The 13357-nt window shown below is 57.4% G+C and carries 12 protein-coding genes; 8 read left to right on the top strand and 4 right to left on the bottom strand.

From position 1 onward, the window contains the following. Nucleotides 1-66: 66 nt before the first annotated feature. Nucleotides 67-1275 (top strand): DUF445 domain-containing protein, encoded by a 1209-nt coding sequence (locus tag RSE16_09250; GenBank protein WRH77333.1) that lies wholly within the window; start codon nucleotides 67-69, stop codon nucleotides 1273-1275. A gap of 12 nt (nucleotides 1276-1287) precedes the next feature. Here RSE16_09250 and RSE16_09245 read toward each other — a convergent pair whose 3' ends face one another. Further along, on the bottom strand, nucleotides 1288-2595 hold the full coding sequence (locus RSE16_09245) for an FAD-dependent oxidoreductase (GenBank protein ID WRH74904.1): 1308 nt from the start codon (nucleotides 2593-2595) through the stop codon (nucleotides 1288-1290). Nucleotides 2596-2736: 141 nt separating this feature from the next. Between RSE16_09245 and RSE16_09240 the strand changes: the two genes are divergently transcribed. Continuing rightward, nucleotides 2737-3486, top strand: a complete 750-nt coding sequence (locus RSE16_09240; protein WRH74903.1) for a class I SAM-dependent methyltransferase — start codon at nucleotides 2737-2739, stop codon at nucleotides 3484-3486. Between the two features lie 6 nt (nucleotides 3487-3492). Here RSE16_09240 and RSE16_09235 read toward each other — a convergent pair whose 3' ends face one another. Together RSE16_09235 and RSE16_09230 are read right to left on the bottom strand one after the other, a co-directional pair. Further along, nucleotides 3493-4323, bottom strand: coding sequence for an alpha/beta fold hydrolase (locus RSE16_09235; GenBank protein WRH74902.1), 831 nt, complete (start codon nucleotides 4321-4323; stop codon nucleotides 3493-3495). A gap of 86 nt (nucleotides 4324-4409) precedes the next feature. Further along, nucleotides 4410-6149, bottom strand: coding sequence for an alpha/beta fold hydrolase (locus RSE16_09230; GenBank protein ID WRH74901.1), 1740 nt, complete (start codon nucleotides 6147-6149; stop codon nucleotides 4410-4412). 133 nt (nucleotides 6150-6282) lie between these two features. On the opposite strand from RSE16_09230, the gene RSE16_09225 reads away from it, so the two are divergent. Genes RSE16_09225 through RSE16_09205 form a run of 5 tightly spaced genes read left to right on the top strand, consistent with a single transcriptional unit; the run spans nucleotide 6283 to nucleotide 10296 of the window. Further along, the gene (locus RSE16_09225) at nucleotides 6283-7209 is read left to right on the top strand and encodes an alpha/beta fold hydrolase (GenBank protein WRH74900.1); all 927 of its coding nucleotides are present in this window, start codon (nucleotides 6283-6285) and stop codon (nucleotides 7207-7209) included. Further along, on the top strand, nucleotides 7206-7769 hold the full coding sequence (gene pnuC, locus RSE16_09220) for a nicotinamide riboside transporter PnuC (protein ID WRH74899.1): 564 nt from the start codon (nucleotides 7206-7208) through the stop codon (nucleotides 7767-7769). The genes RSE16_09225 and pnuC overlap by 4 nt, the downstream gene beginning before the upstream one ends. Beyond that, nucleotides 7766-8287, top strand: a complete 522-nt coding sequence (locus tag RSE16_09215; protein ID WRH74898.1) for an AAA family ATPase — start codon at nucleotides 7766-7768, stop codon at nucleotides 8285-8287. The genes pnuC and RSE16_09215 overlap by 4 nt, the downstream gene beginning before the upstream one ends. Before the next feature lie 9 nt (nucleotides 8288-8296). Next, nucleotides 8297-10114, top strand: a complete 1818-nt coding sequence (lepA, locus tag RSE16_09210) for a translation elongation factor 4 (GenBank protein WRH74897.1) — start codon at nucleotides 8297-8299, stop codon at nucleotides 10112-10114. Continuing rightward, complete coding sequence (locus RSE16_09205; protein ID WRH74896.1) at nucleotides 10114-10296, top strand: hypothetical protein; 183 nt, start codon at nucleotides 10114-10116, stop codon at nucleotides 10294-10296. The genes lepA and RSE16_09205 overlap by 1 nt, the downstream gene beginning before the upstream one ends. Nucleotides 10297-10345: 49 nt before the next feature. Here the strand turns inward: RSE16_09205 and RSE16_09200 are convergent, their stop codons facing one another. Continuing rightward, nucleotides 10346-11506, bottom strand: a complete 1161-nt coding sequence (locus RSE16_09200) for a hypothetical protein (GenBank protein WRH74895.1) — start codon at nucleotides 11504-11506, stop codon at nucleotides 10346-10348. A gap of 242 nt (nucleotides 11507-11748) precedes the next feature. On the opposite strand from RSE16_09200, the gene RSE16_09195 reads away from it, so the two are divergent. Continuing rightward, nucleotides 11749-13341 carry a M23 family metallopeptidase gene (locus RSE16_09195; GenBank protein WRH74894.1) on the top strand — a complete coding sequence of 531 codons (1593 nt, stop codon included), beginning with the start codon at nucleotides 11749-11751 and terminating at the stop codon, nucleotides 13339-13341. The last annotated feature ends 16 nt before the right edge of the window (nucleotides 13342-13357 follow it).

The raw sequence follows: 13357 nt of genomic DNA, 5'->3' as shown, positions 1-13357 counted from the left end.
CCGGTCAGCCAGCTCGGACAGTCCGAACGGGATCGCTATCTATGGCGTGACGCAGAGCTTTTGAAAATGCGGCGGATCGCAACCGCATTACTGATACTGATGGCCTTTTTGTTCGTCGCAGGCTTGCATCTTGAGCGCAATGTTCACCCCGGTTGGGGGTTTCTTGTTGCCTTTGCCGAGGCTGGCATGGTCGGAGGACTGGCGGATTGGTTTGCCGTTACAGCGCTCTTCCGGCATCCTTTAGGCATTCCCATCCCGCATACAGCGATCATTCCCAACAACAAAGAACGGCTTGGTCGGACACTAGCCAATTTCTTGCGCACCAATTTCCTAACCACGCGCATTGTGGCGCGACGTATACGCAATATGGATGTGTCCGGCGCAATGGGCCGCTTCCTTGCAACGCCGGGTTCGGGCGAAGGCCGGATGCGCATGGGAGCGTCGCGCTTGTTGGGTGACATTGTCGAATCTCTGGACGACGAACGCCTTGGCGGTATCGCTAAAAGCGCGGTTCGCACTCAGCTTGAGAAACTGGATATTGCGCCGCTGCTCGGCCAATTGCTCGCCGCCATGATCAAGGAGCGACGGCACCTCCCGGTACTGGATGGGATTATCGCTTGGGCCGCCAAAACGCTGGAAGCCAATGAGCATGTCATCCGTGCCATGGTCGAAGAGCGCGCGGGAACGATCATGCGCTGGACGGGCCTTGATGATCGCCTTGCCAATGCCATTGTCACCGGCCTTGAAAAGCTGCTTGGTGACATGGCGGAAGATCCCGATCACCCCTTGCGTGAAAAGGGAGAGGAAGGACTTGAAAAACTGTCTCACAATCTCCGGCACGACCCCGAATTGCAGGCAAAGGTCAATTTGTGGAAGCAAGAACTGCTGCGCAATCCGGCATTCGCAAAATGGATCGACGGACTATGGGGCCAAGGACGCGATGCTTTGCTAAAAGCTGCGCGTAATCCGGATGCAGCGCTTGCCGGCAGTTTTGGCGAAGCACTGACCAAATTGGGTGGTACGTTGCAGGAAGATGCACGTCTCAAACGCCAGATCAACCAGTTCGCAAGACGCGCCATTGTCGGCACGACAGAAAATTATGGCGACAATATCGTCAGCCTGGTTTCGGAAACAATTGGCGGCTGGGATGCGCAGACCATCACCGATCGCGTCGAAAATGCCGTAGGAAGCGACCTGCAGTTCATCCGCATCAACGGTACGCTGGTAGGCGGTGTCGCAGGCCTAGTAATCCACGCCATTTCGCTGGCGATCTAGCGCGGAACAATCCTAGTTCGCGGCGCGGATCATATCCTCTATGCGTACGAATTTTTCTCGCGGGGCACCTTCGCGTGCCCGGCCAACCTCCGCTTCCTCAATCTTCTTCCAGTCTGAAAATTTGACAATCTGCACGCCGCGCTTTTCCAGCAGGGCATCCAGCGCCGAGCGACCGGCCTTGCCGCTGCCATCCTTGATATCAGCGGCGACCTGTTCGATCACCATATAGCCATCTGGCCGGTTAGTGCCGATTGTGCCTGAAGGGCCTCGTCGGGCCCAGCCCACACAATATAACCCCGGCAGGATGCGCCCGTCGACATTGGCGAAGCGACCACGGCCATGTTCATAAGGAACGCCGTCAATAGAGGGCGTCTGATAGCCGATACATGCTATCACCATTGAGCAGTCTACTTCATAGGTCTCACCCGTGCCTATGCTTCGTAAATCATTGTCGAGCGCGGTTCGTTCGATGATAATCCGTTCGACCTTGCCTTCACCTTCGATCGCGACCGGAGCCGCGAAAAAATCAAATTCAATTGATATCGGCTTTTCGTCCAGAAATCGTGGCGGGATGGCGGCAAACTCACGCAGATGCGTCACTGATTTACGCATGCCAGGCTCAAGAAGGATGTCGGCACCGATATCGGGCAGGTCGGTCGGATCGACGAAAGGCGCGGCCCGGCTTAGGTGGCCAAGTTCGCCCAATTCTTTTGGCGTCATGGCTATCTGGTGCGGCCCGCGACGGCCCAATATCGTCACCGTTTCGGTCTTGGCTGTTTCGAGCATGTCGAGCGCGTGGCTGACAATATCTGAACCCCCAAGTTCGCTGCGTGTTTTGGAAAGAATTCGTGCAACATCCAACGCAACATTACCGTTGCCGATGATCACGACATGCCGGCCATCCAGCGGCGGCTCCAAATCGGCAAAGTCGGGATGGCCATTATACCAGCCGACAAAGGCCGCGCTGCCGAAAACACCCGGTAAATCCTGCCCTGCTATGCCAAGCTGCCTGTCGTCCGGCGCACCAGTGGCAAGGATTACTGCGTCATATATCCCCAGCAATTCATCAACTGCAATATCCTGACCGACCATGACATTACCGACAAAACGGACATTGTCAGACAGGGCAACGCCTTCATAGCGCTTGGAAACAGCCTTGATCGATTGATGATCCGGAGCAACGCCAAAGCGGATCAGGCCATAGGGCACCGGTAGCCGATCGATCACGTCGATCCTGACCTCGTCGCCAAATTGTTTCTGCGCTGCTTCGGCAGTGTAATATCCTGCCGGACCCGAACCGATAATCGCTATATGACGCAAGCGCTACCTCCTCGACTTGCTCCGGCCAGTAACCGGCACTCTCCAGATACGAAGCATAAGCGGGGTAGACGCAAATGCAATTGGCTGATTTCAGGTCGAAAGCACTTTTCGCTGCTGCAAATAACGCCTAATGCAAGAACCATGACGGCGGCCGAGTGCAAAAATGTCCTTTCCCTTGCGATACTCGCTGCATTGATCCTGTTGGGCACAGGGTGCAAGCCGACCGGATCCACCAGCGACCGGCCCGAAACCGCTCAGGCATTTCCCCGTCCCGATCGTGCAGTTGCAGCGTCAGGCGATACACAGTTTTCAACCGAGGCAGCACGCGATGAAGCAGGCGAAGCCACCAAGCTGATGGACTGGGCAGCAATTTCGCCTGGTATGACGGTGGCGGACATCGGGGCGGGTGAAGGCTATTACACGGTACGTCTCGCCAGCCGGGTTGGCGCGAAGGGGCGTGTCCTTGCACAGGACATCAACCGTGGCGCGCTGGAGCGTCTAGGCGAACGCATCGCCAGAGACCGGCTGGACAACGTCGCAATCAAGGAAGGTGGGATCGATGATCCGCGCCTGCCCAAGGGCAGTTTTGACCGCATCTTCCTTGTCCATATGTACCATGAAGTGACCGAGCCCTATGCGTTCACCTGGCGGATGCGTGATGCGTTAAAACCCCGGGGGCAGATTATTGTCGTCGATCGCAACAGGCCGACCAGCCAGCATGGCATGCCGCCAAAGCTGCTTTTCTGCGAATTTGCCGCAGTGGGTTACCGACTAATGGAATTTGAAGAGCGGCCCGAAGTCGGCGCCTATTTTGCCCGGTTCGAGCGTGATAGCGCCGCCCCTACGCCCGCAGAAATCAAAACCTGCAAAGAAACCGCCGCACGGGTCTAACCCGCTTTAAGCGGCCTTGCGTTCATATTTGGGTTTGTCGAGAAAAGCACGGATCGCAGCGATGCTCTCCTCGACATGGCTGAGCATGAACAGGTGACCGCCATCCTCAATCACGAACAATTCGCTGTTCGGGATGAGCATCTGCAGGAAACGGCCATTGGCCAAAGGTACAATCTGGTCGTCACCGCCCATCATGATCAGCGTTTCATGCTTCATGAAGGGAAGAAAGGGTGCACTGGTCCAGCCCATCATCGCCATCAACTGATAAAAATACCCTGTCTTTGACGGTGGTTTGATCCGCCCGATATGGCCTTCGGAACCATCATCACTTCCACCGTACAAGGTATTGAAATGCTTTCGCATGAAGTCGGGATCCATATAGCGCCGAGGGTCAGCCATTTTCGCCAGCGCCTTAGGGTTGCCGGGTACCATCAGCATCCCGGCTGTGGTCGCGGCAAGGATAAGCCGGCGTACCCTAGGTCCGTTCTGCAGGGTGAATTGCTGCGCCATCGCGCCACCCCAGCTGACTCCCATGACATCGACCTGATTCATGTCATAACGGTCGAGAAGCTGTTCCGAAATCCGTCCCATCATCCAGGCATTGTAAGGAATGAACGGCTCTGGTGAACCGCCGACGCCCGGCATGTCAAAGGTCAGAAAATCCCGATCGGGCAACATTTCGGCGAGCGGCGCCATCGCTTCGATATTGGCGCCGATGCCGTTGAAAAACAGCAAAGGCAGCTTGTCGCCTTTATCCTCTGCCTGCCAGTGTGCGACACGCAAACTGCGACCATCAACCTGTTCCATGCTGAAACGCGGCGCGCCTCGCTTGCTCATCTAAGTTCCCCTGCTCGTCCGGACATCAGGCCGTCCGCCGATTTTGTTGCGCTGCAGCATAGCAAGCAGCAAGCGTTACGCAAGCGTCAATCCAGAACGTAAAGACCAGGGGCTGGTTCCATGGGAGGATGCGCCTTACTGCCGCAGCTTTCGGGTGCTTTCAGTTTCTTGCCTGACCGTTCGCCCAGCCATTCGGTCCAGAATGGCCACCAACTGCCTGCATTTTCCTCTGCCCCCTTCATCCAAGCCTTTACATCGGCAGGCGGCCTGCCCTTACTGTTGCGCCAATATTTGGCCTTGGGATTTCCCGGGGGGTTCAAAATTGCCTGCATATGGCCTGCCTGGCTCAGAACAAACTCGACATTTTTCGATCCAAATAATTGTGTCGAACGATAGCAGGCCTGCCAAGGCGTGATGTGATCGGTGGTTCCGCCAAGAACGAAAAGGTCACCCTTCACTTTTGTAAGATCAAGCGTGTGTTCGGCAATTTCGAATGTGCCCGGCTGTGCATAAGCGTTGGCTTCGAACAGTTCTAGGAAATCTCCAAGCAGGCTTGACGACAAATTGGTCGCATCCGCATTCCAGAAGAGGATGTCGAAGGCTGGCGGGTCATCACCGAGCAGATAATTGTTGATCACATAGTTCCAGATCAGGTCATTCGGGCGCAGCCATGCAAAGCCGCGCGCTAAACTGTTACCCTCAATCACGCCTTTCTTTGCGGCGCGTTGCTTCGCCAGCGTAATGCCATTCTGGCTGACCATCGAACTTGCCTCTGTATCGCCGGGCTTTGGTTCCAGTACACAGACCATCATCGTAATCGCATTGATCCGATCATCGCCTTCGGCCGCCAGTTTCGAACACAACACCGACATTGTCTGGCCACCCGAACAGCCGCCGGATACGTTGATCTTTTTGCTGCCCGTGATTTCGCATACAACGTCAATAGCCTTGCGGCAGGAATCGACATATTCCGCCATGCCCCAGATGCCCTGTTCTTCCTGCGGGTTGCGCCAACTGATCACGAACGTCTGAAAGCCGTGGGCAATTTGCCATTTGATAATCGACTTTTCGGGCGACAGATCGTTGATGTACATCTTGTTGATCTGCGGCGGGATGGTGAGTTGCGGAATGGCATATACTTCGTCGGTTGCGGGAGCATATTGGATCAGCTCGAACCGCTCATCGCGATAAACCACCTTGCCCGGCGTCGTGGCGATGTTTTCGCCCAGCTTGAATGGTTTCTTGTTGACCTGGCTGACCATGCCATCGTTATGGACCAGATCATTATAGGCGTTCTGCAAACCTTTGATGAGGCTTAGGCCACCCGAATCTACCAGCCGTTTTTGGGCCGTCGGATTTCCGATTAACGTGTTGGTTGGCGACAGTGCATCGATCACCATCTGGCTGACAAAATTGGCGCGATCCCGCTCCAGCGCATCAAGGTCAAGCTCATCAATCCAACCTTTGATCCCCTTTTGCACTGCTAGATAATATTGCGCGCCCGCTTTGAAAAAGGGATTGAAGGTCCATGCCGGATCCATGAAACGCTTGTCTTTCGGATCGGGTGCCAGATCCGATTTTCCGGTCATTATCTTCACGGCGTCGTCGGTAAATCCGGTAACCGCCTTGAACGCACTGCTTGGATTAGCGGCTGTCTGACGCAGCATGACGCCGACGGCGCCGGCGAAATCCTCCCGCGCTAAACCTGCTAGCGGACCCAGCGCCATGGTCGCATCATTGGCAGCATCGAAAGCGGATGCAGGAAATGAGGTGGCGCCTGATTTGCGCTTACCCGCAGATTTCTCTTTGCTTTTCTTTTCAGTCATGAGCGCCTCTCCTCTACCTCTCCTCAGCAGAATGCACAGCAGGGCAAGGCACGTCAATCATCGTGATTTGCAGGAATCGGCAATGGCACCACTTGCTCTGGACGCTGCGCAATCCGCCCGATAAACCGCATCCATGCCAGTTCCTTCTCGAGACAAGTCTTTTTCTTGGTCGCCAGATCCTGCGTCAGGCATCCAACAGCGCTTTATAGAGGCCAATGGCCTCCGCTTCGAACTGGCAGAGGCGGGCACGGCCCGATCTCCAAAACTCGCCATCCTGCTGCATGGATTTCCGGAACTGAATTTTTCGTGGCGACACCAGATGCCGCTGCTGGCAGAACAGGGCTGGCGCGTCTGGGCACCCAATTTACGGGGCTATGGCATGAGCGACAGGCCGGATGGCATTGCCGCTTATCGATTGCATAATCTGCTGGAAGATGTCGGCACACTAATCGATGCAGCCAAGGCCGAGTATCCGGCGGAAGAGATCATGATCGTTGCCCATGATTGGGGTGCAGTGATTGCATGGATGTTTGCAATCCGTCAGATTCGCCCGATCGACCGCCTCGTCATCATGAATGTGCCGCACCCTAAATGTGCAGAGCGCGAATTGAAGCGTTGGCGGCAATTGCGGAAAAGCTGGTACATCTTCTTTTTCCAGTTGCCTTTCGTTCCCGAAAAAATGCTCCTGGCCAATGATGCCAAGGCCGTGAGACGCGCCTTTTTCGAAAGTGCCGCGCACAAGGATTGCTTCGCCAAATCCGATCTCGATGTCTATGCAAAGGCCGCACAACTGCCGGGCGCAATGCAGGCCATGCTCAACTATTACCGCGCGTTGATGCGCTATGCTGACGATAGAGATCTGGGCGATGCTTCGGTTTGGGTGCCGACGCTGGTCATCTGGGGGGAGAATGATCTTGCGCTCGATATCCACCTTCTGGACGGCATGGAACAGTGGATACCCCATCTCACACTACACAGATTGCCAGGAATTTCGCATTGGGTGCAGCAGGACGCGCCCGACAAGGTGAACCGGATCATGACCGACTGGCTGCAGAAATGACCCTAGTTGAAATCGCTGCGGTGCTGCTGGGCATTGCGAACATCGTGCTGATCATCCGCCGGTCTGTGTGGAACTATCCCTTCGCGCTGGCGATGGTGACCCTCTATTTTTTCATTTTTCGCGATTTGAAACTCTACAGCGATGCCGGACTGCAAATCTTCTTCTTTGCCGTCAATATCTATGGCTGGTGGGCATGGAACCGCAACCGTGCAAACGCCGGCGAAGTCGTCGTCGAACGCCTTGGCAAAGTCGGCCTTTATGCATGGCTATGTGGTTCCGCCATGGCGATCGCACTATGGGGCACATTCATGTCCCGGATGACCGATGCCACCGTGCCCTATTGGGATGCATCGGTCGCGATGCTTTCGGTCGCGGGGCAGATATTGATGACACGCCGCTATCTTGAAAATTGGTGGTGGTGGATAGCGGTAAATCTGGTGTCGATCCCGCTCTACATTGCCAAAGGCATTTATCTGACTGCCGGACTTTATGTGATTTTCCTCGCGCTCGCGATTGCCGGGCTAGTCGAATGGCAGCGCGCCCGGAAAGCGACGGCATGAAACGCATCTGCCTGCACGGTCCGGAAAGCACGGGCAAGTCGACCCTTGGCACCCGCCTAGCCGCGCATTTCGGCTGCGAGGTGGTCCCCGAATATGGCCGCGCCTATTGCGAGGCGCACGGCACCGACATCGGCATGGCCGAACTTGTCCATATTGCAGAGGCGCAACATGCGATGAACCGGGGAGCGGCCATTCGGGCGAGCGAATTGGGGGCACCCCTTGTTCTGTTCGACACCGATCCGCTTATTACCGAGGTCTGGGCGCAAATGATGTTCGGGCGGAGCGATCCATGGTTCGAGACGTTTGAAGGCTATGCCGATCTTTACCTGCTGCTCGACATCGACTTGCCCTTTGTCGATGATGGTCTGCGCGTTTATGCAAAGCGCGAGGAAAGGCGTCACTTTTTCGAGCTATGCAAAGCCGAGCTAATCGATCGCAAGGTCGCATTTGCGCTCATCCAAGGCGAAGGAGACATGCGGTTTCGGGCCGCGCTTGAAGCAATTGCCGCCCACTGCTAGGGGCCGCGCATGACCGAACTTTCGCAGATCCGCAATTTCTCAATTATCGCGCATATCGACCATGGAAAGTCGACGCTGGCCGACCGTTTGATTCAACGCACAGGTGGCCTGTCCGATCGCGAAATGTCCGCGCAGGTCCTCGATAATATGGAGATCGAGAAAGAACGCGGGATCACCATCAAAGCGCAGACGGTGCGGCTTGATTATACCGCAAAAGACGGCAAGCCCTATATCCTCAACTTGATGGACACGCCGGGCCATGTCGATTTTGCCTATGAAGTTTCGCGCAGCCTTGCCGCTTGTGAAGGCGCATTGCTCGTCGTTGATGCAGCGCAAGGCGTAGAGGCGCAGACCCTCGCCAATGTCTACCAGTCGATTGAACATGATCATGAGATCGTGCCCGTCATCAACAAGATCGATCTGCCCGCGGCCGAACCCGAAAAGGTAAAGGCAGAGATTGAGGAAATCATCGGCCTTCCTGCTGACGATGCCGTGCTGGCATCCGCCAAATCGGGGATCGGCATTGACGAAATCCTGGAAGCGATCGTCACCCGCATTCCGCCGCCCAAGGGCAATCGCGACGCCCCGTTAAAGGCGATGCTGGTCGACAGCTGGTATGATCCTTATCTGGGCGTCGTCATCCTGATCCGCGTGATTGATGGCGTGATCAAAAAGGGCCAGCAGATAAAGTTCATGCAGGCGGGCACGCTCCACCTGATCGATCGCGTTGGCGCATTCCGGCCGAAAATCGATACGCTTCCCGAACTCGGGCCGGGCGAAGTCGGCTTCATCACCGCGCAGATCAAGGAAGTCGCGCAGACCCGTGTCGGCGATACCATCACCGATGCCAAGCGGCCGGCAGCCGAAGCATTGCCGGGCTTTAAGGAAGTGCAGCCAGTCGTGTTTTGCGGACTGTTTCCCACCGATGCTGCGGACTTTGAAAAGCTGCGCGAAAGCATCAGCAAATTGCGGTTGAATGACGCATCGTTCAGTTTCGAAATGGAAACCAGCGCGGCCTTGGGCTTTGGCTTTCGCTGCGGTTTTCTGGGCCTGCTCCACCTTGAAATCATTCAGGAACGGCTTAGCCGCGAATATGATCTTGATCTGATCACCACTGCGCCATCGGTGGTTTATAAGTTGAAACTCGGCCGTTCGAAAACCGAAGATGCGCGCGAAATGGAACTGCACAATCCGGCGGATATGCCGGATGTGAACCGGATTGAGGAGATTCAGGAACCCTGGATTGATGCGACAATTTACTGCCCTGATGAATATCTGGGAGGCATATTGAAATTGTGCCAGGATCGCCGCGGCATCCAGAAGGATCTGAGCTATGTTGGCGGTCGCGCAATGCTCCGCTATGAATTGCCATTGAACGAAGTCGTCTTCGATTTTTATGATCGTTTGAAAAGTATTTCAAGGGGTTACGCGTCGTTCGACTATCATCAGATCGGCCATCGCGAGGGCGATTTGGTGAAGATGAGCGTCATGGTGAATGGCGATCCTGTCGACGCGCTGAGCATGATCGTGCACCGCAGCACCGCCGAAGCGCGCGGCCGCGGCATGTGCGAACGGTTGAAAGACCTGATCCCCCGCCATTTGTTTAAAATCCCGATCCAGGCCGCGATTGGCGGCAAGATCATCGCGCGCGAAACCATCGCCGCACTGCGCAAGGATGTGACCGCAAAATGCTATGGCGGCGACATCAGCCGCAAGAAAAAGCTGCTGGAAAAGCAGAAAAAGGGCAAGGCCCGGATGCGCGAATATGGTTCCGTCTCCATCCCACAAGAAGCCTTCATCGCTGCGCTGCGGATGGGTGAAGAGTAATGGGCAAGACGATCTTCGAGCGGCACAAGCAACCATGGACCGCAGCGGAGATCGACAAGCTCCACACGCTGGCGAAAAAAGGCATGGCGCTCAAGGCCATCGCCAAGGCGCTGACCCGCAGCGAGGAGTCGGTCAAAGATCGCGCCAAGGCGGATGGGATTGTTTTGGCGAAGCTTAGGTAGTTGCCCTCCCCCATCCCCTCCCGCAAGCGGGAGGGGGGCGGGTTCACCCCTAAGGCAAAAACGTATCCCCTTCCCCCGGCTCCTCACTCTCGATCCGCCGGTTTGCTCGCCACTCCGCCTCTGCGGCGGCGCGTTGTCTGTGATCGCCGGATAGCCAGTTCAGCCGCGTGCGGGCGACTTCGTCTTTCACCATATCCTCTTCATTCAAATAAAAGGGCATGCGCGGGCGGGCATAGGAATCTGCTGGCACAGGCGCTGCGCTGCCGGGGTCGTGCTGTGCATCCGGCGCGGGGCGTGCGGGCAGCGCGTCTTGCGCATCGCGCGCACGGTGGCGCGCCTCTTCCTCCACCGCCTTGGCCCATGCTTCATGCCGGGCATCTTCCAGCGCACGGCTGATCCTTGTGCTCCATGGGCCGCCATAAGGGGCGTTGTGGAAATGATCGCGGATCAGATCATGGCTGATCCCGCCGACATCCATCACCACCTCTAACAAGGCGAGCTGGCGCAGTGCGAAATCGGCGGCGATGCTGTTTCCTTCGGCGCGGAAATAATATTCCTCACGCACCTTGCCCTGATATTTCTTCAGGAAACGGGCCTGTGTTGCCGATACGCTTTCCTGTTCGGCCTGATATCGGGCGAGCAGTTCCGCCTCTTGTGCGGCGGCCTCTTCCTCCCACTCCTTTCGGCATTCGGCGCGCCATGCCTCTTTCAATTTCTTAAGGCTGGCGGGCATAACGCCTTGCGCGGAAAGGCCGCCTGCCCCCTCCCCCAAATGCGGCAAGACATGGGTGACGACCCATTGCATCGCGCGCAGATTGAAATGGCGGCGTTCGCCAACCAGTTGCCCATCCTTGTAAAAATATTCGGGCGTGCCGTTGATCGCATGATCGACAATCGTATCGCGGGCGCGATAGCCGCCAATCTGGATCGCCTTTTCCCATGCCGTGCCAAAGCTTTCGGCGCGCGGGCCATTTTTAACGCCATAGACTTGACCGATCGACATGCCGACCGCGCGCGCCGAAAGGGTGACGCTGCCAGTGATCGACAGCGCCTGGATGAATTTGCGCTGCAATTCAGGCAGGAATTTCTGCCGTCCGCTTTTGGTGGTGACGGGGGTGAAGGACAATTCGGGCGGAAGGATGCCATCAAGATCCAGCGGGTCTTGCCGTGGGGCCGGATCCGCGCCTGCAGCGATAATGTCTTGGGCCATGCGCCTTCTCCTTGGCGGGTGAAAAGGCAGGCCAGATATCGCATCGGCGGGGATGTAGGACAGTGATTATTGGCGGCCCAGATGCGCCTGGCCGGGCCGTGCATCGCCCGCCATCGGCATATTTGCACGGTGCGGCGCAGATGGAGCCGTGATGAGTCTTTCTCAATTTGACTTTAACCATTTCTGATTACAATCGACAAAGGTCAAAAAGCCCGGCCGTAAACGGGGGATACAGGGTCGTAGTGTTCGGCAAAAAAGACAGCGCTTATGTGATGGCGGGCGTCGGCAGTGAGGAACTGTTTGTCGAACGTCAGGCCATGTCTGCCGCCGGCCTGCCCAGCGCCGATGCGCAAGTGGCGCAGTGGCGCGACCGGCTTTCCAAAATGGATTGGGTGCCCGATCTGGGTGAGGATATCGGTTCCCCCCGCTGGTTTCGCGGGCTGGCGACGCTGACGCTGATGACGATTGGCACGCTGTCGCTGCTGCCCGACTTTGGCCCGATTTATGGCGCGCAACCGGCAATGCCGACATCTGCCCAGATGGAAGAAGCGCGCGCGCAGATGATCACGCCGCTCGCTTATGGCAGCGATACCGGGCGGCGCATGGCGGCAACCGATGCCGTGCGCGCACTTGCCGCCAGCCCCGAACGGCCGCGGATAGAATTGACCGCGACGCTGGGCCGGGGGGATAGTTTCGCCCGTGTGCTGCAACGCGCCGGCGTGGGCAGCGAAGATGCATCACGCGCGCTGGCGCTGGTCAGCGGGGCGACCGACCTTTCGCAGATAGAACCCGGAACGCCGATTTCGATCGTGCTGGGCCGGCGGGCATCGAATAATGCGGCACGGCCGCTGGAAAGCCTGGAATTCCGGGCGCGCTTTGACCTGAGCCTTTCCTTGGCGCGCGCCGAGGGTGGGCCATTGCGGATCGAGCGGCAAGCGATTGCGGTCGACACCACGCCGCTGCGCGTGCGCGGCACGGTTGGCCCCAGCCTGTACCGATCAGCCCGTGCTGCAGGTGCCCCGGCAGAGGCGGTGCAGGAATTTCTGAAGGTGATATCTGGGCGCACCGCGCTGTCGAACATCGGTGCCAGCGACGAATATGACCTTGTCGTCGATTTCAAGCGCGCGGCGACCGGAGAAACGCGGGTGGGCGACCTTCTCTATGCCGGGATCGAACGGGGCGGAAAGCCGCGGATCCAGATGCTGCGCTGGCAGATGGGCAACAGCCGCCAATGGTTCGAAGCATCGGGCGTCGGTGAATCGCGTGGCCAATTGAGCCGGCCGGTCAACGGCCCGGTCAGTTCGGGCTTTGGCATGCGGCGCCACCCGATTTTGGGCTATAAGCGGATGCATGCCGGCCTCGATTTCAAGGCCCCGCATGGCGCGCCAATCTTTGCCGCGACCGACGGCATGGTCGCCTATGCCGGGCGCAAGGGCGGCTATGGCAATTTCGTGCAACTCAATCATGGCGGCGGCATCGCCACCGGCTATGGCCATATGAGCCGCATTGTCGCCCGGCCGGGCCAACGCGTGCGCCAGGGGCAGATCATCGGCTATGTCGGCTCCACCGGCCTGTCGACCGGCCCGCACCTGCATTATGAACTTTATCGCAATGGCCGGGCGATCAACCCGCTGTCGATCACCTTCACCCAGCGCGCCCAGCTTTCTGGTGCCGATCTTGCGCGGTTCCGTCGCGAACTTGCCCGGTTGAAGGCGGTCCGCCCTGGCGCCGCGCTTGCCCCCATGCCGGTTGCTGCACGCGCCGTTGAAGAACCGAAGCGCGAGATTGACCGTATTTCAGCCGCGAAGATCAAGGTCGGCAACAAACCGCTTTAGCCGCTGGCCTAGGGCA

Source organism: Sphingobium sp. (genome assembly GCA_035196065.1).
GTDB classification, from domain to species: Bacteria; Pseudomonadota; Alphaproteobacteria; order Sphingomonadales; family Sphingomonadaceae; genus Sphingorhabdus_B; species Sphingorhabdus_B rara.
This window is presented reverse-complemented; position numbering and strand designations above follow the sequence as displayed.